The organism is Tardiphaga sp. 862_B3_N4_1 (assembly GCF_051811085.1).
GTDB lineage: Bacteria > Pseudomonadota > Alphaproteobacteria > Rhizobiales > Xanthobacteraceae > Tardiphaga > Tardiphaga robiniae.
The window spans coordinates 2,733,550-2,755,736 of sequence record NZ_JBPWQB010000001.1 but is presented as its reverse complement, the minus strand read 5'-3'; the positions used below and the strand labels follow the sequence as shown (position 1 = coordinate 2,755,736).

Below are 22,187 nucleotides of genomic sequence, written 5' to 3'. Positions count from 1 at the left end.
CTAAATTGCCAAGTATTGCCCTTGGCTTCACTGCCCGCGACGACTACAAACACGCGTTGTTGACAATCTTCATTCTTGGAGATGTTCAACGTTTTTAACAGGTTGAGATATGGCAGACGCGCGACGCGCTCATTTGCAGGACCAGACCGACATCACGGGCGCGCGCGTCCTGATCGTCGAGGCGCGGTTCTATGACGACATTCAGGATGCACTGCTGGAAGGCGCGATCGTCGAGCTGAAGGCAGCCGGCGTCACCCATGACGTGTTGACGGTGCCGGGCGCGCTGGAAATTCCCTCGACCATCGCGATTGCAGTCGATGCTGCCGCGAAAAGCGGCAAGCCTTATGAAGCGGCAATTGCGCTGGGTTGTGTCGTGCGCGGCGAGACGTTCCATTTCGAGATCGTCTCGATGGAGTCGTCGCGCGGGCTGATGGATTTGTCCGTCGATCTGCGGCTGCCCCTCGGCAACGGGATCATCACGGTGGATACCGACGAGCAGGCCTGGGCGCGCGCGCGCGCCGGTGAATTGAACAAGGGCGGCGATGCGGCCCGTGCGGCACTGTCCGTGCTGCGCATCAAGCGCCGTCTGGCGAAGGCCTGAGCCGATGTCTGAGAAGAAAATGGCTGACAAGAAAGCGGACTTCAAGAAGCCGATCCCCAAAGGCGACCGCAAGGCCAACCGCCGCGGTGCCGCGCGCCTCGCGGCCGTGCAGGCGCTCTATCAGATGGATGTGGGCGGCTCCGGCATCAACGACGTGTTCGCCGAGTTCGAGAGCTTCTGGCTCGGCAGCGAGATCGAGGGTGACCAGTATCTCCCGGCCGAAGAGGCGTTCTTCCGCGACATCGTGTCCGGCGTGGTGCGCGACCAGAACAAGCTCGATCCGCTGATCGACGACGCGCTCTCCAGAGGCTGGCCGCTGCAGCGGATCGAGGCGATCCTGCGCGCGGTGATGCGCGCCGGCGCCTATGAGCTGGAACATCGCAAGGACATTCCCGGCCGTGTCGTGGTGTCGGAATATGTCGACGTTGCGCATGCCTTCGTCGAAGGCGACGAGACCGGCATGGTCAATGCGGTGCTCGACCAGATCGCCCGGCAGTTTCGCGCGGAAGAGTTTTCGCGCGCAGGACACTGACCATGTCAGCCGGGTCCAACGCATCCGGCGAAGACACCCTGATCGCGCGCTACTTCAAGCCGCTCGCGACTGATCCCGGTGCGTTCGGCCTGACCGACGACGCCGCGGTGCTCAAGGCCGACGGCGAGGATATCGTCGTCAACACCGATGCCATCGTCGAAGGCGTGCACTTTCTCCCTGACGATCCCCCGGACACCATCGCGCGCAAGGCGCTGCGGGTGAACCTCTCCGACCTCGCCGCCAAGGGTGCCACGCCGGCAGGCTTCGTGCTGACGCTGGCGCTGCGGACACATGATGAGGCGTGGCTGGCGGAGTTCGCGCGCGGTCTCGGCGAAGACATCGCAATATTCGGCTGTGCGTTGCTCGGCGGCGATACGGTCTCGACGCCGGGGCCGCTGATGGTCTCAGTCACCGCCTTCGGACGCGTTCCGGTGGGCAAGATGGTCCGCCGCCACGGCGCGGCGGTGGGGGACCGCGTGGTCGTGAGTGGCATGATCGGTGATGCCGCGCTTGGCCTTGCGGCGCTGAAAGGCGGCGCGGTCGCGGCGGCGCTGACTGGCGACAGCAACGCGCGTGACGCGCTCGTGGCACGCTATCGCGTGCCGCAGCCACGCAACGCGCTGGCATTTGCGGTGCGCGATTTCGCGACGGCGTCGATGGATGTCTCCGACGGATTGGCCGGCGATCTCGCCAAGCTCTGTGCGGTGTCGGGCATCTCTGCCGTCATCGATGCATCGGCTATTCCGCTGTCGGATCCGGCGGCAGCACTGCTGGATCGCGGTGTGATCGGTCTCGAAACGGTCGTTGCCGGCGGCGACGACTACGAAGTCCTCTGCACCATCCCAGAGAATCGCACGACCGGTTTCGTGCAGGCCGCGCACCAGGCGGGCGTGCGGGTCGCGGTCATCGGGACAATTGTTGCAGGTGCGTCATCGCCCCGCTTCGTCGACCAGGCGGGCAGGGACATCGTGTTGAAGCGCCTGTCCTACAGCCACTTCTAGGAACAGCTCTGGAAGTAATCTCCGTGTCGTCCCCGCCTAGCACGCCGAAGGCGTGCGCGGGGCGGGGCCCCATACACTCTTGAGAGCTGTTCAACGCAGGACGGAGAGGCCTTCCTTTTAATTGAGCGGCCTGAGGTTATGGATCCCCGCCTCCGCGGGGATGACACCCGAAAGGCCAACGTTCCTCTTCCCCCTACATCCCCTCCAAAAATCCTGCATTAGCCCATTGGCAGCGTTGCACGGCGATACCGATTTTGCCATGCTCATCAAACGAGAGGCCGTCCTCACGTGCTGGGCAGGCCTCCTTTTTATGCGCCAACTAACAAGGCGCCGGGCAGGAAGGACTGAGGCAGATTCCATGACAGCATTGTGGGTGATCGTGCTCTGCGGGGCACTGTCGATCGTTTACGCGATCTGGGCGACGAGTTCTGTGTTGAAGGCCGATGCGGGTAACGCACGGATGCAGGAAATTGCAGAGGCCGTGCGAGAGGGCGCACAGGCCTATCTGAAGCGACAATATCTCACCATCGGCATCGTCGGCGTCGTGATCTTCGCGCTGCTGGCTTACTTCCTCGGCATGCTCGTGGCCTTCGGCTTCCTGATCGGCGCCGTGCTGTCGGGCGCAGCCGGCTTCATCGGCATGAACGTGTCGGTGCGTGCCAATGTCCGCACCGCGCAGGCGGCGACGATCTCGCTGGCCGGCGGCCTCGAACTCGCCTTCAAGGCCGGTGCCATCACCGGCATGCTGGTGGCGGGTCTGGCGTTGCTCGGCGTCACCATCTACTTCGCCTATCTCACGCACGCCCTCGGCCTCGCTGCCAACAGCCGCACCGTGATCGATGCGCTGGTGGCGCTCGGCTTCGGCGCGTCGCTGATCTCGATCTTCGCCCGTCTCGGCGGCGGCATCTTCACCAAGGGCGCTGACGTCGGCGGCGATCTCGTCGGCAAGGTCGAAGCCGGGATTCCCGAAGACGATCCGCGCAATCCGGCAACGATCGCCGACAATGTGGGCGACAATGTCGGCGACTGCGCCGGCATGGCCGCCGACTTGTTCGAGACCTATGCGGTGACCGCGGTCGCCACCATGGTTCTGGCGGCGATCTTCTTCGCGAGCTCGCCATTGCTGGTCAACATGATGACGCTGCCGCTCGCCATTGGCGGCATCTGCATCCTGACCTCGATTGCCGGCACGTTCTTCGTCAAGCTCGGTGCCAGCCAGTCGATCATGGGCGCGCTGTATAAGGGCCTGATCGCCACCGGCGTGTTGTCACTGTTTGGCGTTGCCGCCGTGATCTACTGGCTGATCGGTTTCGGTCCGCTGGCCGGCGTGAAGTATACGGGTCTGGCGCTGTTCCAATGCGGCGTCGCCGGCCTCGTTGTCACGGCGCTGATCATCGTGATCACCGAATACTACACCGGCACCGACTATCGTCCGGTGAAGTCCATCGCGCAGTCGTCGGTCACCGGTCACGGCACCAATGTGATCCAGGGTCTCGCGATCTCGATGGAGTCGACAGCGGGTCCTGCGATCGTCATCATCGCCGGCATTCTCGTCACCTACAGCCTCGCGGGCCTGTTCGGTATCGCGATTGCCACCACGACGATGCTGGCGCTGGCCGGCATGATCGTGGCGCTCGACGCCTTCGGTCCAGTCACCGACAATGCCGGCGGCATTGCCGAAATGGCCGGATTGCCGAAGGAAGTCCGCAAGGCCACCGACGCGCTCGACGCGGTCGGCAACACCACCAAGGCGGTCACTAAGGGCTATGCCATCGGCTCGGCAGGCCTCGGCGCACTGGTGCTGTTCGCGGCTTACAATGAAGACCTCAAATTCTTCATCGCCAATGCCGCGAAGTATCCGTACTTCAAGGATGTGCTGCCGGACTTCTCGCTGAACAATCCCTATGTGGTGGTCGGTCTGCTGTTCGGCGGTCTGCTGCCATACCTGTTCGGTGCGATGGGCATGACGGCGGTGGGCCGTGCAGCCAGCGCCATCGTCGAGGAAGTGCGTCGCCAGTTCCGCGAGAAGCCGGGCATCATGCAGGGCACCGACAAGCCGGATTACGGCCGCGCGGTGGATCTGCTGACCAAGGCCGCGATCAAGGAAATGATCATCCCGTCGCTGCTTCCGGTGCTGTCGCCCATCGTGGTGTACTTCATCATCTACGCCATTGCCGGCGGCGGCGCAGTCGGCAAGTCGGCGGCATTCTCCGCGGTCGGCGCGATGCTGCTTGGCGTGATCGTCACGGGTCTCTTTGTGGCGATCTCGATGACCTCGGGCGGCGGCGCCTGGGACAATGCCAAGAAGTATATCGAGGACGGTCATTTCGGCGGCAAGGGCTCCGACGCTCATAAAGCTGCGGTGACCGGCGACACCGTCGGCGATCCCTACAAGGACACGGCAGGCCCCGCGGTGAACCCGATGATCAAGATCACCAACATCGTGGCGCTCCTGTTGTTGGCGATTCTCGCGCACTAGACGGCGGCAACGGCCAATGTAAAAGTCTCGCGGTGAAAGCCGCGGGACTTTCTTTTTTGGTCATTTTGAAAGACGAAAACGATGCGTGGAATTGGCGTTGCTTTATTCGCGGTGTTTGCTTTTTCAACGCCTGTTCTCGCCGCCGCAGAAAAATGCCCCATCAGTGATGCAGCCGAAGCGAAGGCCGGCGGCCTCCACCAGGCCATTGAGGCCGCGATGAAGGCCGAGTTCAGCTGCGAAGGCGCATATCGGATCATGGAACTCTGCCAGCTCGGTTCGTCCGGCGATAATGCGTTCTCGACCATTGTGCTGTCGAAATGCGAACCACGGTTCTTGCCGAAGGCGCTGCCCGCGACCAAGGCGGCCTATGAGAAGGCGCGTGCGAAATGCGATAAGATCGCAGAGAAGAACGAGGGCTCGATGTATCAGAGTCAGGCAGCTGTTTGTATCGCGCGATCCGGGCGGGATTTCGCGCGGAAATACGGGACGAAGAGCTAGGGGTCCTGTCGGCCACGGCGCGTTAGCGTAGACGACACAGAAAAGCCCCGCGATGTGATCGCGGGGCTTTTTGTTGAGTTGGTCGGGCTTACGCCGCCTTGCTCTGCTTGCCGTCCTGGATGGCGCGCCAGATGCGCTCGGAGGTCAACGGCATGTCGATATGCGTGACGCCGTAGTCGCTGAGTGCATCGACCACCGCATTGACGATGGTGCAGAGTGAGCCGGCGCAGCCGGCTTCGCCGCAGCCTTTGGTGCCCAGCGGGTTGGTCGTCGCCGGCGAGGGATGATCGCCGACCAGCATCAGCGGAATGTCGCCGGCGCGGGGCATCGCATAGTCCATGAAGGAGCCGGTGATCGGCTGGCCCGACGCGTCATAGCTGACTTTCTCCATCAGCGCCTGGCCGATGCCCTGGGCCACGCCGCCATGCAACTGGCCGGCGACGATCATCGGATTGACGATGGTGCCGAAGTCGTTGACCGCCGCGTAATTGACGATGGTCAGCACGCCGGTGTCGGGATCGATCTCGACTTCGGCGACGTGACAGCCGTTCGGGAATGTCGAGGGCACGTCCGATGAGGTGTGGTCGACGTCGAGCGAGGAGGGTACGCCGTCCGGCATCTTGCCCTCGCGCACACGCTGCGACAGTTCCATGATGTCGATGGAGCGGTCAGTGCCGGCGATGGTGAAGCGGCCGGCCTTGAACTCGATATCGGCTTCGGACGCTTCCATCAGATGTGCGGCGGCAGCCTTGCCCTTGGCAATGACGAGATCCGACGCCTCGACGATGGCCTGGCCCGAGGCGGTAATCGAACGCGAGCCGCCAGTGCCATTGCCCATGCGCACGAGGTCGCTGTCGTTCTGCTCCAGGCGAATAGCGTCGAACGGCACGCCGAGCTGCGCCGACAGCACCTGTGCGAAAGGCGTAGCGTGGCCCTGGCCATAATCCAGTGTGCCGGTGGTTAGCGTCACGGTGCCGTCTTCGCCGAAGGTCAGTTTGCCGAGTTCGCCTGAGGGGGGAGCGGTGACTTCGAGATAGGAGCCCACCGCAATGCCGCGCAGCTTGCCATTCTTGCGGCTGTCCTTCTTGCGTTTGGCGAAGCCGGCGTGATCGGAAATTGCCAGCGCCTTTTCGAACACGCCCTGGAAATCGCCGCTGTCATAGGTGACGCCGGAGGCGGCCGCGAAGGGCAACTGCGACGGCTTGATGAAGTTGCGCTTGCGCAGCGTGAAGCGATCGATGCCCATCTCGTCGGCGGCGCGATCGATCAGGCGCTCCATGAAGTAGTTGGCCTCGGGGCGCCCGGCGCCGCGATAGGCGCCCATCAGCGTGGTGTTGGTGAGCACGCATTTGATGTCCACCGACAGCAGCGGCGTCTTGTAGACGCTGGCGAGATTCTTGCCGGTGTTGAGCGACAACGGGCTCGGCGACACGCCGGTGATATAGGCGCCGAGATTACCGTAGCCTTTCAGGCGCACCGCGAGGAACTTGCCGTCCTTGTCGAGGGCGAGTTCGGCATGGATATCCTGGGCGCGGCCCTGGCTGTCGGACAGGAAGCTGGAGGAGCGCTCGTCGAGCCACTTCACCGGCTTGTCCAGTTCCTTCGCCGCATGCAGCAGGCAGATGTATTCGGGATAGCTGATGTTCTTCATGCCGAACGATCCGCCGACATTGCCGGTGAGGATGCGGACCTTGTCGGGCGCGACGTTGAGCTGCTTGGCCAGCGTATTGCGGTTGCCAGCGACGCCCTGGGTCGGCACCTGGATCACGTAGCGGCCGCCGGATTTTTCGTAAGTGGCGAGCGCGCAGCGTGGCTCCATCGACACCACGGCGACGCGGGTGTTCTCGATGTCGAGCTTGGTGACATGGGCGGCAGAGGCGAATGCCGCCTCGACGGCGGCGGTGTCGCCATAGTGATAGTCGAGTGCGACATTGTTCGGGATGTGGTCGTAGAGAACAGGCGCGCCGGGCTTCGTTGCGGCCTCGCAATCGGTGACGGCGGGCAGGGCGTCGATATCGAGGACGACGGCTTCGGCGGCGTCGCGCGCCTGCGCGACTGTTTCAGCCACCACGAAGGCGACGGGGTCGCCGACATAGCGCACCTTGTCGGTCATCAAAGCATGGCGATTGGTCTGGAACAGCGGGGTGCCGTCCTGGCTCTTCAGCGGCAGACCGCAGGTGAAGGGGCCATAATTGGCGGCTTCGAGATCCCGGCCGGTCCAGATGCCGCGGACACCCGGCATCGCCTTGGCAGCCTCGGTATCGATGCCGCGGATCACGCCATGGGCATGGGGACTGCGGACGATCCAGGCATAGAGCTGGCCGGGCAGGTTGACGTCGTCGGTATATTTGCCCTTGCCGCGGACGAGGGTGTCGTCCTCCTTGCGGCGGACAGGCTGGCCGACCCCGTATTTCTGCATGGCGATGGCATTGTCGACGGGCGAGCCGGTAAAATCTTGCATGATGAATCCATCAAATGTGGATGATTCCAGGATTTGGCGCGGGGGCGCGCCCCTGTAAGTCCCTGAGATAAGGCAGCGTGACCTGTACGACAACGGACGATTGGGCATGGGGGTGCGCCAAGGTTGCGCTGATCCTGTGCCCTGCTAAACTTTCCGTGAAAGATATTTCCAAGAAGGTTTCCACGCCGGCCGGAACGGTCGCGGAAAGACAGATTGAATGGATGATGACACGCGGCTTCGCGGCGGCCATGGGCCGGGCGAGGGTGTGCAGGGATTGGTTGCGGTATTGGCCGACGGCGGGCGCGAAGCCGCATGCGCCAACACCTATGCCGCGCTCGATCTCGGAACCAATAATTGCCGTCTCCTGATCGCCTGTCCCACGGGCGACAGTTTTCGCGTGGTCGATTCGTTTTCACGGATCATCCGGCTGGGCGAGGGCGTCTCGACATCCGGCGTGATCAGCGACGCCGCGATTGCCCGTGCGATTTCGGCGCTCAGCATCTGTCGTGACAAGATCCGCGCACGGGACGCACAGCGGCTGCGGCTGATCGCAACCGAGGCCTGCCGCGCGGCCTCGAATTCGGACGCGTTTCTCGACCAGGTGGCGCGCGAAACCGGCATCACGCTGGAGATCATCGATCGCGAGACCGAAGCGGCGCTGGCTGTGATTGGCTGCTCGCCGCTGATCGATCCGCAGGGCCGCGGCGCCATCCTGTTCGATATCGGCGGCGGCTCGTCGGAACTGGTGCGCATCGAGCGTGATCCCACCGATCCCTTGGGCAAGCCGTTGATCAAGGCGTGGATGTCGATCCCGCTCGGCGTGGTGACGCTGGCCGAGAAATTCGGCGGCAAGCACGTCACCCGCGAGAGCTACACGCAGATGATTGCGGAGGTCGCCCGGCACGTGGCGCCGTTCGCCGCCGAACATGCCGGCGATCTCGACGGCATGCATATGCTGGGCACCTCGGGCACAGTAACCACGCTGGCCGGCGTCTATCAGGGGCTGGCGCGCTACGATCGCCGCCGCATCGACGGCATCTGGCTCAGCAATGCCGAGCTCGACGAGACCATCTCCAGGCTGCTCGACATGACCTATGCGGAACGCGCCGCCAACCAGTGTATCGGCCCCGACCGTGCCGATCTGGTGCTGTGTGGCTGTGCCATTCTGGACGCCATCCGCAACGCGTTCCCCCTGCCGCGGCTGCGTGTGGCGGATCGGGGGCTGCGCGAGGGCATGCTGGTGGAAATGATGCGCGAGGATGGCGCGATCCGCGCGTCCTGAGCCTGATTTTCCCGATTCAGAGCGAATATTCGGGTTTCCCGCCATGCCGTGCTAAGGGAAACGCGAATAGCTGAAAGCAAGCACGAGACCATGGCCAAAGACACCACCGGACGCCTGCGGATCCAGGTCAAGAGCGCCGGCAGAATGAAACTGTCGTCGAAGCTCTGGCTCGACCGCCAGCTCAATGACCCCTATGTGCAGCAGGCCAAGAAGGACGGCCTGCGGTCGCGCGCGGCCTACAAGATCATCGAAATCGACGATAAGTACCGCTTCTTGAAGCCCGGCCTGTCCGTGGTCGATCTCGGCGCTGCGCCTGGCGGCTGGAGCCAGATCGCGGCGCGGCGCGTCGGCTCGGCCGAGGGCAAGGGGCAAGTGGTGGCCATCGATCTCCTGGAAATGCCGGAGATCGTCGGCGTGACCTTCGCCCAGATGGACTTTCTCGACAATGATGCGCCCGACAGATTGAAGGCGATGATGGGCGGTCTCGCCGACGTGGTGATGTCCGACATGGCGGCCAACACCACCGGCCATCGCAAGACCGATCAGCTGCGCATCGTTGGCCTCGTCGAGGATGCTGCGGCCTTCGCCGCTGACGTGCTCAAGCCCGGCGGCACCTTCGTCGCCAAGGTGTTCCAGAGCGGCGCCGACGCCACGCTGATGACCCAGCTGAAGCGCGACTTCGCGACGGTGAAACATGTGAAGCCAGCCGCCAGCCGCAAGGACTCGTCGGAGCGCTACGTGCTGGCCATGGGTTTTCGCGGCGTGGCAGGTGATCACCGGCTCGGTGAGCACGACAACTAGGTCGTGAGCGCATAGGCGACTCTAAGTCCGATTTGGTAGAGCGCTCGATCTCACTTGTGTGATGGCAACACCGGAGATGGCGAGCAGCGCCCCGACAATCAACGTTGGAGTGATATGCTCGTCAAGGAACAGCACGCTTGAAATCAGGACAAAGACCGGAAGAAGCAAACCGAATGGCGCCACGCGGCCCATGGTGCAGCGAGCGATGAGCCAGAACCAAAGGCTAAATCCAACAATTCCTCCGATGAAAACGGTGTAGGCGAGCGCGAGCCAACCACGTTCATCCGCCGTGACGAGGGACGTCAATTGTCCATCTTCAAGGACAAACGACATCAGCATCACCTGTGGCACCGTGAAGAGAGAGGACCAGCCCGTCAACATCAAGGGGTCGAAGGGTCCGTGCCGCTTCGTTAAGACGTTGGCGACCGCGAAGGCGAGTGCTGCCCCGACCACCAGCAGAATCGGAATAGCGTTCGCAGACACACCAGGCCCCGCTGCAAGCACGACCACGCCGAGAAATGCCAGCAACACCCCACTAGACGTTACGAGAGACGGTCTCTCCGCGAGCAGCGGCCAAGCCAACAGGATGGTGAAGGGCGTGGCGAGTTGATATGCGACGGCCGAAACACTTCCGGAGCCGAGCGCGAGGCCGACATAGAAGAGGCCGAAGTTCAGCCCACCAAGAAAGACCGAGATCGCGGCGACAGGGCTGAGTTCCTGACGTGCAGGCTTTTTGACGAACGGAACGAGCAGCAATGCCATAGCCAGAAAGCGCAGGCCAAGGAAGAAAAGCGGCGGAAATTCCACAATGCCCACCTTGATGACCACGAACTGATAACCCCAAAGCAAGGGTACCATCACCGCGCAGACAATCTGGATGAGCGACATGACACTTTCCATTCAAGACTGTTCGGTCCAGATATAGGTGCGCTCAACCAGCCACGCCTTGACGCGTTACCTGATGAAGCGTTCGAGAAGAGCGTCAACGGTGGCTTGCGATGTGCTTCGTGTCGGACGTGTTTTACCTACGACACGCAGCCCCTCGACGAAGCAGACCAGCAGTCGCGCCGCGCTTGCGGGCTCGACACCATGAGCCAACTCGCCTGCGGCCTTCGCGCGCGACAGCGCATTGGCTACTTTGGTCTCCATAGCTTTGAAAAAGCCGCCGAGGCGGCGATCGACTTCCGGGTCGCGGCCACCCAACTCCATGGCTGTCGCGACCAGCAGGCATCCGCGGCGACCATTGGCGCCACTCGTCCGATCGACGTAACCAGCAAGGTAGGCCCGTAGGCCAGCGACTGGCGCGCCACGCGGGTCGAGTTCGATGTCGATTCGTAGCAGGGCGTCGGCAATGTAGCGATCGAGCGCACGCAGGAAGAGTCCGCGCTTGTCACCGAAGGCGGCGTAGAGACTGCCACGCGAGAGGTTCGTCGCTTGAAGAAGGTCCGGAAGCGCCGTGGCATGATAGCCGCGCGACCAGAACACGTTCATGGCGCGCTCGATGGCAGCTTCCGTGTCGAAACCTCGGGGGCGGCCGCGCGGCAACCGCACAGGGGAATGATGTTCCATTGGTGATATATGGACCGATTGGTCATTAATTGCAAATGACAGCTTAAGGTGATGGGAGGGGGAGTTTGTGACAGGGCGCGCTTTGAGCGATCTGTCGGCTCTCGTCATCTTGCGGTCGGATGATTTACTTCGCGCTCTCGCATTTCGGCGACAGCATCGGCACGTTCGGCCATGACCAGTTTCGCCAGGATCCATCGCGCTCGACGCAGGCTGGCGGTGTTTTAGCGGCATCCGGATCGGTCTGCTCTTTGGCATCCTGCGCGGTCACCTGCTCAATGGGCGCGGGCTTCGGCGGAAATCGCCTGTTCACATATTCGAACGACATGACGCCGGCGATGATCGTGAGGACGATCGTGGCGAGACCTATGGCCCATTGCGAGCGCGTCACAACTCACCCCAGCTTCTGATCCCTTGCATCTGCGGTGCCTTCGCTGGCCGCTTTGACAGCGGCTTTTGCCTCGCCCTTGCGGCTGGCGATATCGATCACTTTGCGGCCGGAGATTTCGTGGCCGGCGTCGTCCGGCATCTGCCAGAAGAACCAGGCCGAGGCTGCCGAGATCACGGACACCACGAGGAAGGCCGGTGCAAAGTCGGCAGCCGACAATTCGGTCATGCCGCGCATCAGCATGGTGGATTCCACCGAGAATGCACCGATCGCGACGCCGGCGGAGATCGACAGCTGCTGGTTGACGCTGACCAGCGTGGTGGCGCGGCTCATCTGCGCCGTCTCGACTTCGGCATAGGCAACCGTATTGATCGCGGTGAATTCGAGCGAGCGGAAGAAGCCGCCGACCACCAGGATAATCAGGATCAGCATCAGCGGCGTGGTCACCGTGAACAGCGCACAGGCGGCGAGAAATACCGAACTCACCACGGCGTTGACGGTCATGACATTGCGGAAGCCGAAGGCGCGGATGATGCGCGCCGCCAATGTCTTCATCCCCATGGCGCCCACTGCCGAGCCGAAGGTCACCATGCCCGACTGGAACGGCGACAGGCCGAAGCCGACCTGCATCAATAGCGGCAGCAGGAACGGCAATGCGCCGATGCCGAGCCGGAACAGGAAGCCGCCAATGATGGCGGCGCGCAAGGTCACCAGCCGCATCAGCGAGAAGTCCAGCACCGGGGACGCGGTGCGCCGGGCGTGGATCACGTAGAGGGTCATGGACACCGTGCCGATGCCGACCAGTGCGGCGACGATCGGCCATGGCAGCAGATTGAGGCCCGCGACCGAGAGGCCGAAGGCAATGCCGGCGAGCCCGACGCCGGCCAGCACCAGACCCAGCAGATCGAAGCGCTCCGGATCCTCCGAGCGGATCGGATCGATGAAGCGCAACGCAAGATAGATGCCGAGGCAGCCGATCGGGATATTGATCAGGAAGATCCAGTGCCACGAGAAGTAGGTGGTGATGAAACCGCCCAGCGGCGGTCCGATCACCGGGCCGATCAGCGCCGGCACCGTCATCCACGCCATGGCACTGACGAGCGCGCTTTTGTCGATGGAGCGCAGCAGCACGAGGCGTCCCACCGGCGTCATCATGGCGCCGCCGAGGCCCTGGATGATACGGGCGATGACGAAATGCGTGACCGATTGCGACAGCGCGCAGCCGATCGAGCCGATCATGAACACGCCAATGGCGATGGAGAACACGGCGCGTGCGCCGAACCGGTCGGCGGTCCAGCCGGATGCCGGAATGAATACCGCGAGCGAGAGCAGGTAGGAGGTGATCGCCAGCTTCAACGTCAGCGGACTGGTGCCGATATCGGCGGCGATGGCCGGCAGCGAGGTCGCGATCACCGTGGAGTCCATGTTTTCCATGAACAAGGCGGAGGCGACGATGAGCGGGATCAGGCGTTCTTTATTCATGAAATTATTGATGATTCTTACGAGTGCCCAAGCTGCGGGCGCTTTAACATCCTGCCGGGGCGTGGGCTATTGCGAGAGGCCGAATACCTCCTAAATCATCCGTGACTGCGCCCGCCCGGCTGGAGGCCGAAAACGCCTAAAATCCCTGTGCATGGCTGCCAAACGCTTTGATTTCGTGCAGCAGCATGCTATCGACCACCGCCAATCCTACTTATGGGTTCAGATTCGACGACGGTGTCCTGCGCCGCCGTCGAATTGGTGCATCCAGAGGTTTCTACCGCGATCCCGAGGTCGCCGCATGGAGTTGGCAATGGCAGTCGTTCAGAAGATCCGCGAAGCGTACACGTTCGATGACGTTCTGCTGAAGCCCGGCCTGTCGGACATCCTGCCTTCCGACGCCGATATCCGCTCCCACGCCACCCGTGCCATTCCGCTCAATATTCCGATCATCGCATCGGCGATGGATACCGTCACCGAGGCCCGCATGGCGATCGCCATGGCGCAGGCCGGCGGTCTCGGCGTGATCCACCGCAACTTCGATCCGGAGGGCCAGGCCGCGCAGGTCCGGCAGGTCAAGAAGTACGAATCCGGCATGGTGGTAAATCCGCTCACCATCGGCCCCGATGCCAAGCTGGCCGAAGCGCTGGCGCTGATGAGCGAGCACGGCTTCTCCGGCATTCCCGTCGTCACCGGTGCGAGCAAGGACGTCCCCGGCAAGCTGGTCGGCATTCTCACCAATCGCGACGTGCGCTTCGCCAGCAATCCGAACCAGAAAATTTCCGAACTGATGACGCACGAGAATCTCGTCACCGTGCGTGAAGGCGTCAGCCAGGATGAAGCCAAGCGCATGCTGCACAAGCATCGCATCGAGAAGCTGCTCGTCGTCGACGATCAGTATCGCTGCGTCGGCCTGATCACCGTGAAGGACATGGACAAGGCCGTCGCGCATCCGCTTGCCAGCAAGGACGCGCAGGGCCGTCTGCGTGTAGCTGCCGCAACCACTGTGGGCGAGGGTGGTTTCGAGCGCACCGAACGTCTGATCGATGCGGGCGTCGATGTCGTTGTTGTCGACACCGCGCATGGTCATTCGATGCGCGTGCTGGAAGCCGTCACGCGCATCAAGAAGATTTCGAACTCCGTGCAGGTGATCGCCGGCAACATCGCCACCACCGAAGGCGCGCAGGCGCTGATCGATGCAGGTGCGGATGCGATCAAGGTCGGCATCGGCCCGGGCTCGATCTGCACCACACGCATCGTCGCCGGCGTCGGCGTGCCGCAGCTCACCGCGATCATGGATGCGGTGGAAGCCGCGAAGAAGCACAACATTCCGATCATCGCCGACGGCGGCATCAAATTCTCCGGCGATCTCGCCAAGGCGCTCGCTGCCGGCGCTGACATCGCCATGGTCGGCTCGCTGCTCGCGGGCACCGACGAGACCCCCGGCGAAGTGTTCCTGTGGCAGGGCCGTTCCTACAAGGCCTATCGCGGCATGGGCTCGGTGGGCGCCATGGCGCGCGGTTCGGCGGATCGCTACTTCCAGCAGGACATCAAGGACACGCTCAAGCTGGTGCCGGAAGGCATCGAGGGCCAGGTGCCCTATAAGGGCCCGGTGGCCAATGTGATGCATCAGCTCGCCGGCGGCCTGCGCGCCGCCATGGGCTATGTGGGCGCCAAGACGCTGACCGAATTCCACGACAAGGCAGAATTCGTCCGCATCACCAGCGCCGGCCTGCGGGAAAGCCACGTGCATGACGTGACGATTACCCGTGAAAGCCCGAACTATCCGGGCGGCGCTTAACTATATGCGTGATATGCGGCACTTTCGCAGTGCCGCATAGGCATCGCTGCCTAAATTGAGCCCCACAGATCGGCGAAAACGCGCTATTGTTCGCGCGTCACGTGCGCTGTCGGCCATGGATGTCCCGTTATGGATTTCCAGGGCCGGACGAACCCGGCCGCGGAGCTTGGCTCCGCGCCGCGTTGTGATGCTCATTTTCGACAATGACCTCGTCACGCGTCGAAGTAACACCCGCAGAAAAGAACGTTGGATACTATGGCCATTGAATGGACGGACGAACGCATTGCGGCTCTCGACACCGCGCAACTGAAAAACCTGCGTGAGAACGCCACACGCCGCGAGGTCACGGCGCTGGTTGAGCTTTGCACCACCGAGCTCGCCAAGCGTAATGCCGACAAGCCGCGCAGGATCGGCCAGCCGCGCAGCGAGGCCAAGCAGTTCGAGCATGACATGTCGGCGGAGCTCGCCACGGTCGGCAAGGCGATGGCCGAGAAATACGATCTCTCCGAAGCGACCGCCAAGGCGAAGTCCGAAGGCGTGAAGGGCTTCAAGGCGCACAAGCTGCTCGGCTCCGATGGCCATGCCAAGCTCGGCGGCATGCAGCGCGATGGCTCGGTCGCAGTCGATCGCTACATCTCCTATCGTCGCGGCACCGATATCGCGTCGCTCAGCGTGTTCCTGCTCAAGGATCAGCCGATCGAGGCGCATGAATTTCAGGTGATCGCACCGCTGACGATGCTCGACGGCGGCAAGCCCGTGGCTGAAATCCGTCCGACGGCAACGGCGGCGCAGAAGCAGTCGGCCGACGGCGGTCTGTCCTTCAAGGATCTCGACAGCGCAGCTGCAGCATTCGACAAGGTGCTGGCGAAGATCACGGCCTGATATTTGCCGGTTTACGTTTTGAATGCGGCGCGCGATCATCGCGCGCCGCATTTTTTTGCGATCAAGAAATAGAAACGGAGAATTCCCATGTCAGCAGCCAAACGCGTCGTTCTCGCATCGCGCCCACACGGTGAGCCCGGCCCATCGAATTTCCGTATCGAGGATTATGCGGTGCCGACGCCGGGTGAGGGCGAAGTGCTGCTGCGCACGATCTGGCTGTCGCTCGATCCCTATATGCGCGGCCGCATGAATGACGGCCCGTCCTATGCCGCGCCGGTGCCGGTGGATGGCGTGATGGAAGGCGGTACCGTGTGCGAGGTGATCGCTTCGAACAATCCGGGTTTCGCGAAGGACGATATCGTGCTGGCTCATGCCGGCTGGCAGACCCACGCGATCTCCGACGGCAAGGGGCTGCGCAAGCTCGATCCGAAGCTGGCACCGATCTCGACGGCCGTCGGCATTCTCGGGATGCCGGGCATGACCGCCTATACCGGCCTGCTTGCCATTGGAAATCCGCAGGCCGGCGAAACTGTGGTCGTTGCCGCAGCCTCCGGCGCGGTCGGCTCTGCGGTCGGCCAGATTGCGAAGATCAAGGGCGCACGTGCCATCGGTATCGCGGGCGGCGCCGACAAGTGCCGCTATGTGAAGGAAGAACTCGGCTTCGATGAATGCCTCGATCATCGCGATCCGGATTTTCCGGCAAAGCTCAAGGCCGCGTGCCCCAACGGCATCGATGTGTATTTCGAGAATGTCGGCGGCGCGGTGTTCGAGGCAGTGTTTCCGCTGCTGAACTTCTTCGCGCGCATTCCGGTTTGCGGATTGATCGCACAATACAACGATACGACGTCGGAGGCGCCGAAATGGGCCGGCGCGATGATGCGCAACGTGCTCACCAAGCGCCTCAACTTCCGCGGATTCATCGTGCGTGACTTTGCGTCGATGCATGGCGACTTCCTGCGTGACATGTCGCAATGGGTGCGCGAGGGCAAGGTAAAGTACAAGGAGCACGTCACCGAAGGTCTCGATAACGCGCCAACGGCGTTCATGGGGCTGCTGAAGGGCGCGAATTTCGGCAAGCAGCTCGTGCGTGTCGGCGCCGACAAGGCGTAAGGCGAATACGCCTTCAGGCTGTCATCACTGCGGGCGCACCGTGCCGTCCGCATTGATGACGGTGAACAGATCGATGTCAGTCTGGCCCGGCGCGCGGCGGTGACGCACTTCAAAGCCGTCGGGCTGGAAACTGTATTCCACGAGCCCGACTTCCTTGACGCCGATCGTCTCCTGCTTGTCCTCCGGACCAATGATGAAACTACTTGAGGGCGCCCAGATGTGCCTGACGCCGCGCCATATGGTGTCGCGCCGCTGGTGCACATGACCACAGGCGACGAGCCGCAGATCGACAGGGTCAAGCAGATCGATGAGACGCCGGCGCGCCGGCATCGGGACGTAGCGGATCGACGTTGCGGCCAGTTCCGGATCGTCCGGTGCATTCAGAAATAGCGGCTTGTGGATGAACAGCGCCAGCGGCCGTCCGTTCAGGCCCGCCAGTTGCGAGGCGAGCCAGTCGAACTGTTCCTCTTCGCAGGCGAGCCCGCTATTCATGATCAACGAGTTCAGACCGATGAAACACCAGCCGGCCGCGTTGAAGCGCCAGTGGTCGTGTCCAAAGACCGAGACGAATGCCTGCCGGTTCTGCTCGGAAATCAGTTGGCTTGGCGGCGGGGCGACCAGAGTCGGGTTGTCGCCGATGTCGTGATTGCCCGGCAGATAGCGGCAGGCGACGGGAAGGGCGTCATGCAGTGACCTGGCAAAGGCGAGGTCATCGGGATGGCCCGGGCCATCGAAGGCAAGGTCGCCACTATTGATGACGAGGTCTGGCTTTGCCGCGTCGATGAACGCGCAGACGCGCTGGAAATTTGCGGCGAACTGCGGAAAGCCTGCGCCGAGATGCGTATCGGTGATCTGGATCAAGCGGAATTCGGACATGGCGGGAACTCCTCTAGTGGGGAGTGTAGCCGTTCCGGATGTCAGCCAGATGGCTTGTGCAACCGAAAGGTTAGATCACGCGATATCTGATTGCATAGCCGTCGTTGCGGGCCGTCTTGCCTGCACTGGCTGAAGCGCTCACGTGATCGACCAGATGCCACGGGCTGAATTCAGTCGAGTGGCTCGGGCTTGCGGCCAGCCGCAGTTTGAATATCAGCGGTGCTTCGCCCGGCACGTTCACGATCATCACACGCTGCGCCGTGCGAAATTTCAGCGGCACGGTACCCCTGAGAATGCTCTCGCCCTTGTTCGTGAAAGTCGGGCCTTCGCTGATGGCGGCGAGGGCCTGGTTGCGGTCGGTATGCAATTCGATCTGCGTGGCTTCCGCGATGATCTTCGCCGCGACCGCGTCGGGCAGGCGGATTTCGAATTCGACGGCGGGTCTGGTCGGATTGATGCCGAGATAGCCCAGTGCCGTGTGGCGCATGTCGGTGGCGGCGAAGGCCAGGAGGCCCAGCACGGCCAGCGCCGCGACGCCGTGGTGGACCACGTCATGGACCGAGCGATATCGGGCCCGGAAATAGAGATTCAGCAGGATGGCCACCGCGAGCGCCGCGGCGGCGCCGGCCAACGCCGACATCGTGAGGCCGGCCCAGCTGTCCGGGTCGCCGGGCGTCAGCATCGCAAAGAGGGCATCGAGATAGGCCATGGCGGAGCTCACGGGCAGAACTCTTGAGGCTGGCGCGCCGCCGGGCAGCGCCTGCAAATGGGTGTCGAGGGCCGCCCAGCCGGTTCAATGGAACCTGCATGGAACCGATATGGAACTCATATGGAACTCTTGGGCCGGTTAATCGTCATGTTCCAAGGGGCGGGTCTGTAGCGCGAGCGGGGTGCCGCGCGGCTCTGAATTCCCCGGGCTGAGGAAATTTCAATGTCGATTCAATGGGTTTTGTTGCCGGTTTTCGTGCTGGTGGCGATTACGCTGGGCATGTTCTTCTGGACCGGCCGGCGCGGCGGCCTGCTGAGCCGCAACGACGCCGGCGATCTGCCGAATACCGCTCCGCAGCTCGATCTGCTGTTCTATGCGCTGATCGCCATCGGCCTGCCGCTGCGCAAGATCGATCTGGTGCTGGTCTGCCTGTCCTGGATCTTCGTGATCGCCCGCTTCGTGGGCACCGGATTCATTGCCAATAGCCGGGGATCGCAGGCCTGGCTCGCCAGCGCGCTTGTGTTGTTGGCGATGTGGTTCTACTTCGCGCTACGGATGCTTCTCCTGATCTGATCGGGAGCGGCGTCGCGCCTCTCTCCGTTGAAAGATTGCCATGACTCCCGCCGCACGCCTCTCCGCCGCGATCGAAGTGATCGAGGCCATCGACACCCAGCGTGTCCCCGCCGCCAAGGCGCTGAAGGAATGGGGCACCGCGCACCGCTTCGCCGGCTCCGGCGACCGGGCCGGGATTTCCGGGCTGGTCTGGGACGTGCTGCGGCGGCGCGCCTCCAGCGCCTGGATCATGGACGACGACACGTCGCGGGCGCGGCTGCTCGGCATGCTCAAGGCCGAGCGCAGGATGGATGTCGATACGATTGCCGCGCTCTGTGACGGCAGCGGTTTTGCGCCGGCGCCGCTGTCTGACGCGGAGCGTTCGGCGCTGGCGTCGCGCACGGTGGCGGATGCACCGGCGCATATCGCCGGCGATTATCCGGAATGGCTCGACGGCCAGCTGGCCGATGTATTCGGCGACGATCGCGTGGCGGAAGCCACCGCCATGGCCAGCCGCGCGCCGCTGGACCTGCGCGTCAACACGCTGAAGGCCAAGCGCGAGAAGGTGCTGGGCTCGCTGCGCCATCTCGGCGCCACCGAAACGCTCTGGTCGCCTTTGGGGCTACGCATCGAGCTCGGCGCCGATGCGCGCAATCCCGGCATCCATGCCGAGGAGGATTTCATCAAGGGCGGCATCGAGGTGCAGGACGAGGGCTCGCAGCTCGCGGCCCTGCTGTCCGGTGCCAAGCCGGGTGAGCAGGTGATCGACCTCTGCGCGGGCGCCGGCGGCAAGACGCTGGCGCTGGCGGCGATGATGCAGGGCAAGGGCCGGCTGATCGCCACCGATGCCGACAAGCGCCAGCTCGCACCGATCCACGAGCGGCTGTCGCGCGCCGGTATCCACAATGCCGATATCCGCACCCCGAAGGGCCCGGATGATACGCTGAGCGACATTCACAACTCCGCGGACCTCGTGCTGATCGACGCGCCATGCACCGGCACCGGCACCTGGCGCCGCAATCCCGACGCCAAATGGCGGATGCGGCCGGGCGCCCTCGAGGTCCGGATCAAGGACCAGGCCGAGGTCCTCGACCGCGCGGTGGCGCTGGTGAAGCCGGGTGGCCGGATCGCCTATGTGACCTGTTCGGTGCTTCCCCAGGAAAACCGCGACCAGATCCGCGCCTTTACCGCCCGCCAGCCGGAGTTTTCGGTGGTCCCGCCGGCGCAGGTGATGTCGGTGCTGTGGGACAAAGCCGAGGATTTCGCCGCGGCGACCTATCAGAGCCCGGAAGGCCTGCTGATGACCCCGCGGAAGACGGGAACGGACGGGTTTTTCGTGTCGGTGATGAAGCGCCAGCCGGTAGGCTGAGACCCCTTCGCCGTCATTGCGAGCGCAGCGAAGCAATCCAGAAGGCCACAAGCGAAGACTGGATTGCTTCGTCGCAAGGGCTCCTCGCAATGACGGGGATAGGCCGGTGCAGGGCTGCCATGACAGCCTTTTCAGCCTTGCGACCCCGCCGTGAGTCGCGTAATTCCTCGCTATGACAGCCCCCAGCAAAAGCTCCGTTTCGCCCGCCGATCCGTCACCCCATGTGGCCTCGGCGCATGACAAGATTCTGATCGTCGATTTCGGCTCTCAGGTGACGCAGCTGATTGCGCGGCGCGTCCGCGAGGAGGGCGTCTATTCCGAAATCGTGCCGTTCAACAAGGCGGAGGCTGCCTTCGCCGAAATGAAGCCGAAGGCCGTGATCCTGTCCGGCGGCCCGGCCTCGGTGCTCGACGACAACGCGCCGTCGGCGCCGCTGTCGATCCTCACCGCTGGCGTGCCGGTGCTGGGCATCTGCTACGGCGAACAGACCATGGCGCAGCAGCTCGGCGGCACTGTCGAGGCTGGGCATCATCGCGAATTCGGCCGCGCCGCCATCGAGATCACCGATACCTGCGCGCTGTTCGACGGGGTGTGGGAAGTGGGTGGCAAATACGACGTCTGGATGAGCCATGGCGACCGCGTCACCAAGATGCCCGACGGCTTTCGCGCCGTCGCCAAGGCGCCGGGCTCGCCGATCTCGATCATCGCCGACGACACCAGAAAATTCTACGCGATGCAGTTTCATCCGGAAGTGGCGCATACGCCCGACGGCGCGAAGCTGATCCGCAACTTCGTGCGCAACATCGCCGGCTTCACCGGCGACTGGACCATGCGCGCCTTCCGCGAGGAAGCCATCGAGAAGATCCGCGCCCAGGTTGGCAAGGGCAAGGTGATCTGCGGTCTCTCCGGCGGCGTCGACTCCGCTGTGGCCGCTGTGCTGATCCATGAAGCGATCGGCGACCAGCTCACTTGCGTATTCGTCGATCACGGCATGCTGCGCAAGGACGAGGCCAAGACCGTCGTTGATCTGTTCCGGCACCACTACAACATCCCGCTGGTGCATGTGGATGCATCGAAGACGTTCCTCGGCGAGCTCGAAGGCGTCACCGATCCCGAAGTGAAGCGCAAGACCATCGGCCGTCTGTTCATCGACGTGTTCGATGCCGAGGCCAAGAAGATCGGCGGCGCGGATTTCCTCGCGCAGGGCACGCTGTATCCCGACGTGATCGAGAGCGTCTCCTTCACCGGCGGACCTTCAGTCACCATCAAGTCGCACCACAATGTCGGCGGCCTTCCGGCCCGCATGAACATGAAGCTGGTCGAGCCTTTGCGCGAACTGTTCAAGGACGAGGTCCGCGATCTCGGCCGCGAACTCGGCCTGCCGGACATCTTCGTCGGCCGCCATCCGTTCCCGGGCCCCGGCCTCGCGATCCGCTGCCCCGGCGAGATCACGCGCGAGAAGCTCGACATCCTCCGCGAGGCCGATGCCGTCTATATCGACCAGATCCGCAAGGCCGATCTCTACGACACCATCTGGCAGGCCTTCGCTGTACTCTTGCCGGTGAAGACCGTCGGCGTGATGGGCGACGGCCGCACCTATGAATACGTCGTCGGCCTGCGCGCCGTGACCTCCACCGACGGCATGACCGCCGACTTCTACGCCTTCGACATGAAATTCCTCGGCGAGACTGCAACGCGGATCATCAACGAGGTGAAGGGCGTGAACCGCGTGGTGTATGACATCACCAGCAAGCCGCCGGGGACGATCGAGTGGGAGTGAGGAGCATAGGGTACCTCAGA

The 22,187-nt window shown here is 63.2% G+C and carries 21 protein-coding genes; 13 read left to right on the top strand and 8 right to left on the bottom strand.

All coding sequences use genetic code 11. The annotated features are described in order from the left end of the window. Positions 1–109: 109 nt before the first annotated feature. From ribH to AB8B02_RS13035, 4 genes are all read left to right on the top strand, one after another. A complete protein-coding gene (ribH, locus tag AB8B02_RS13050; RefSeq protein ID WP_089263855.1) occupies positions 110–601 on the top strand; it encodes a 6,7-dimethyl-8-ribityllumazine synthase in 492 nt (163 codons plus the stop codon). A gap of 19 nt (positions 602–620) precedes the next feature. Then, a complete protein-coding gene (nusB, locus tag AB8B02_RS13045; RefSeq protein WP_092144204.1) occupies positions 621–1,133 on the top strand; it encodes a transcription antitermination factor NusB in 513 nt (170 codons plus the stop codon). A gap of 2 nt (positions 1,134–1,135) precedes the next feature. Continuing rightward, positions 1,136–2,134, top strand: coding sequence for a thiamine-phosphate kinase (gene thiL, locus AB8B02_RS13040; protein WP_439064122.1), 999 nt, complete (start codon positions 1,136–1,138; stop codon positions 2,132–2,134). Between the two features lie 358 nt (positions 2,135–2,492). After that, positions 2,493–4,613 carry a sodium-translocating pyrophosphatase gene (locus AB8B02_RS13035; protein ID WP_439064121.1) on the top strand — a complete coding sequence of 707 codons (2,121 nt, stop codon included), beginning with the start codon at positions 2,493–2,495 and terminating at the stop codon, positions 4,611–4,613. Here AB8B02_RS13035 and AB8B02_RS13030 read toward each other — a convergent pair. Continuing rightward, positions 4,610–4,870 (bottom strand): hypothetical protein, encoded by a 261-nt coding sequence (locus tag AB8B02_RS13030; protein WP_244558270.1) that lies wholly within the window; start codon positions 4,868–4,870, stop codon positions 4,610–4,612. The two genes, AB8B02_RS13035 and AB8B02_RS13030, sit on opposite strands and share 4 nt — an antisense overlap. Between AB8B02_RS13030 and AB8B02_RS13025 the strand changes: the two genes are divergently transcribed. Next, entirely contained in the window at positions 4,869–5,111 is a 243-nt protein-coding gene (locus AB8B02_RS13025; protein ID WP_439064120.1) for a hypothetical protein, read from the top strand. The two genes, AB8B02_RS13030 and AB8B02_RS13025, sit on opposite strands and share 2 nt — an antisense overlap. Positions 5,112–5,199: 88 nt before the next feature. Here the strand turns inward: AB8B02_RS13025 and AB8B02_RS13020 are convergent, their stop codons facing one another. Next, a complete protein-coding gene (locus tag AB8B02_RS13020; protein ID WP_439064119.1) occupies positions 5,200–7,572 on the bottom strand; it encodes a xanthine dehydrogenase family protein molybdopterin-binding subunit in 2,373 nt (790 codons plus the stop codon). Positions 7,573–7,789: 217 nt separating this feature from the next. On the opposite strand from AB8B02_RS13020, the gene AB8B02_RS13015 reads away from it, so the two are divergent. Both AB8B02_RS13015 and AB8B02_RS13010 read left to right on the top strand, forming a co-directional pair. After that, entirely contained in the window at positions 7,790–8,854 is a 1,065-nt protein-coding gene (locus AB8B02_RS13015) for a Ppx/GppA phosphatase family protein (RefSeq protein ID WP_439064118.1), read from the top strand. Between the two features lie 90 nt (positions 8,855–8,944). Then, complete coding sequence (locus tag AB8B02_RS13010) at positions 8,945–9,655, top strand: RlmE family RNA methyltransferase (RefSeq protein WP_068730972.1); 711 nt, start codon at positions 8,945–8,947, stop codon at positions 9,653–9,655. A gap of 21 nt (positions 9,656–9,676) precedes the next feature. Here the strand turns inward: AB8B02_RS13010 and AB8B02_RS13005 are convergent, their stop codons facing one another. From AB8B02_RS13005 to AB8B02_RS12990, 4 genes are all read right to left on the bottom strand, one after another. Continuing rightward, positions 9,677–10,543, bottom strand: a complete 867-nt coding sequence (locus AB8B02_RS13005) for a DMT family transporter (protein ID WP_439064117.1) — start codon at positions 10,541–10,543, stop codon at positions 9,677–9,679. A 66-nt stretch (positions 10,544–10,609) separates the two neighbouring features. Further along, complete coding sequence (locus tag AB8B02_RS13000) at positions 10,610–11,146, bottom strand: TetR/AcrR family transcriptional regulator (RefSeq protein ID WP_439064116.1); 537 nt, start codon at positions 11,144–11,146, stop codon at positions 10,610–10,612. Positions 11,147–11,348: 202 nt separating this feature from the next. Beyond that, on the bottom strand, positions 11,349–11,612 hold the full coding sequence (locus AB8B02_RS12995) for a hypothetical protein (RefSeq protein ID WP_231080404.1): 264 nt from the start codon (positions 11,610–11,612) through the stop codon (positions 11,349–11,351). Between the two features lie 3 nt (positions 11,613–11,615). Next, positions 11,616–13,091, bottom strand: a complete 1,476-nt coding sequence (locus tag AB8B02_RS12990) for an MFS transporter (RefSeq protein ID WP_115029190.1) — start codon at positions 13,089–13,091, stop codon at positions 11,616–11,618. A gap of 310 nt (positions 13,092–13,401) precedes the next feature. Here AB8B02_RS12990 and guaB point away from each other — a divergent pair, with 310 nt between their 5' ends. The 3 genes from guaB to AB8B02_RS12975 all read left to right on the top strand — a co-directional run bounded on the left by guaB (position 13,402) and on the right by AB8B02_RS12975 (position 16,881). Further along, complete coding sequence (gene guaB / locus AB8B02_RS12985; protein ID WP_089263865.1) at positions 13,402–14,889, top strand: IMP dehydrogenase; 1,488 nt, start codon at positions 13,402–13,404, stop codon at positions 14,887–14,889. A 255-nt stretch (positions 14,890–15,144) separates the two neighbouring features. Beyond that, positions 15,145–15,771 carry a hypothetical protein gene (locus AB8B02_RS12980; protein ID WP_089263866.1) on the top strand — a complete coding sequence of 209 codons (627 nt, stop codon included), beginning with the start codon at positions 15,145–15,147 and terminating at the stop codon, positions 15,769–15,771. An 87-nt stretch (positions 15,772–15,858) separates the two neighbouring features. Beyond that, positions 15,859–16,881 carry an NADP-dependent oxidoreductase gene (locus tag AB8B02_RS12975; protein WP_231080406.1) on the top strand — a complete coding sequence of 341 codons (1,023 nt, stop codon included), beginning with the start codon at positions 15,859–15,861 and terminating at the stop codon, positions 16,879–16,881. Between the two features lie 24 nt (positions 16,882–16,905). Here AB8B02_RS12975 and AB8B02_RS12970 read toward each other — a convergent pair whose 3' ends face one another. Then, positions 16,906–17,757 carry a metallophosphoesterase family protein gene (locus tag AB8B02_RS12970; protein ID WP_231080407.1) on the bottom strand — a complete coding sequence of 284 codons (852 nt, stop codon included), beginning with the start codon at positions 17,755–17,757 and terminating at the stop codon, positions 16,906–16,908. A gap of 70 nt (positions 17,758–17,827) precedes the next feature. Continuing rightward, positions 17,828–18,466, bottom strand: a complete 639-nt coding sequence (locus tag AB8B02_RS12965) for an acriflavin resistance protein (protein ID WP_439064115.1) — start codon at positions 18,464–18,466, stop codon at positions 17,828–17,830. Between the two features lie 222 nt (positions 18,467–18,688). On the opposite strand from AB8B02_RS12965, the gene AB8B02_RS12960 reads away from it, so the two are divergent. The 3 genes from AB8B02_RS12960 to guaA all read left to right on the top strand — a co-directional run bounded on the left by AB8B02_RS12960 (position 18,689) and on the right by guaA (position 22,167). Next, complete coding sequence (locus tag AB8B02_RS12960; RefSeq protein WP_231080409.1) at positions 18,689–19,039, top strand: hypothetical protein; 351 nt, start codon at positions 18,689–18,691, stop codon at positions 19,037–19,039. Positions 19,040–19,079: 40 nt separating this feature from the next. After that, positions 19,080–20,387, top strand: coding sequence for an RsmB/NOP family class I SAM-dependent RNA methyltransferase (locus tag AB8B02_RS12955; protein ID WP_231080411.1), 1,308 nt, complete (start codon positions 19,080–19,082; stop codon positions 20,385–20,387). A 172-nt stretch (positions 20,388–20,559) separates the two neighbouring features. Then, positions 20,560–22,167, top strand: coding sequence for a glutamine-hydrolyzing GMP synthase (guaA, locus tag AB8B02_RS12950; RefSeq protein WP_231080413.1), 1,608 nt, complete (start codon positions 20,560–20,562; stop codon positions 22,165–22,167). The last annotated feature ends 20 nt before the right edge of the window (positions 22,168–22,187 follow it).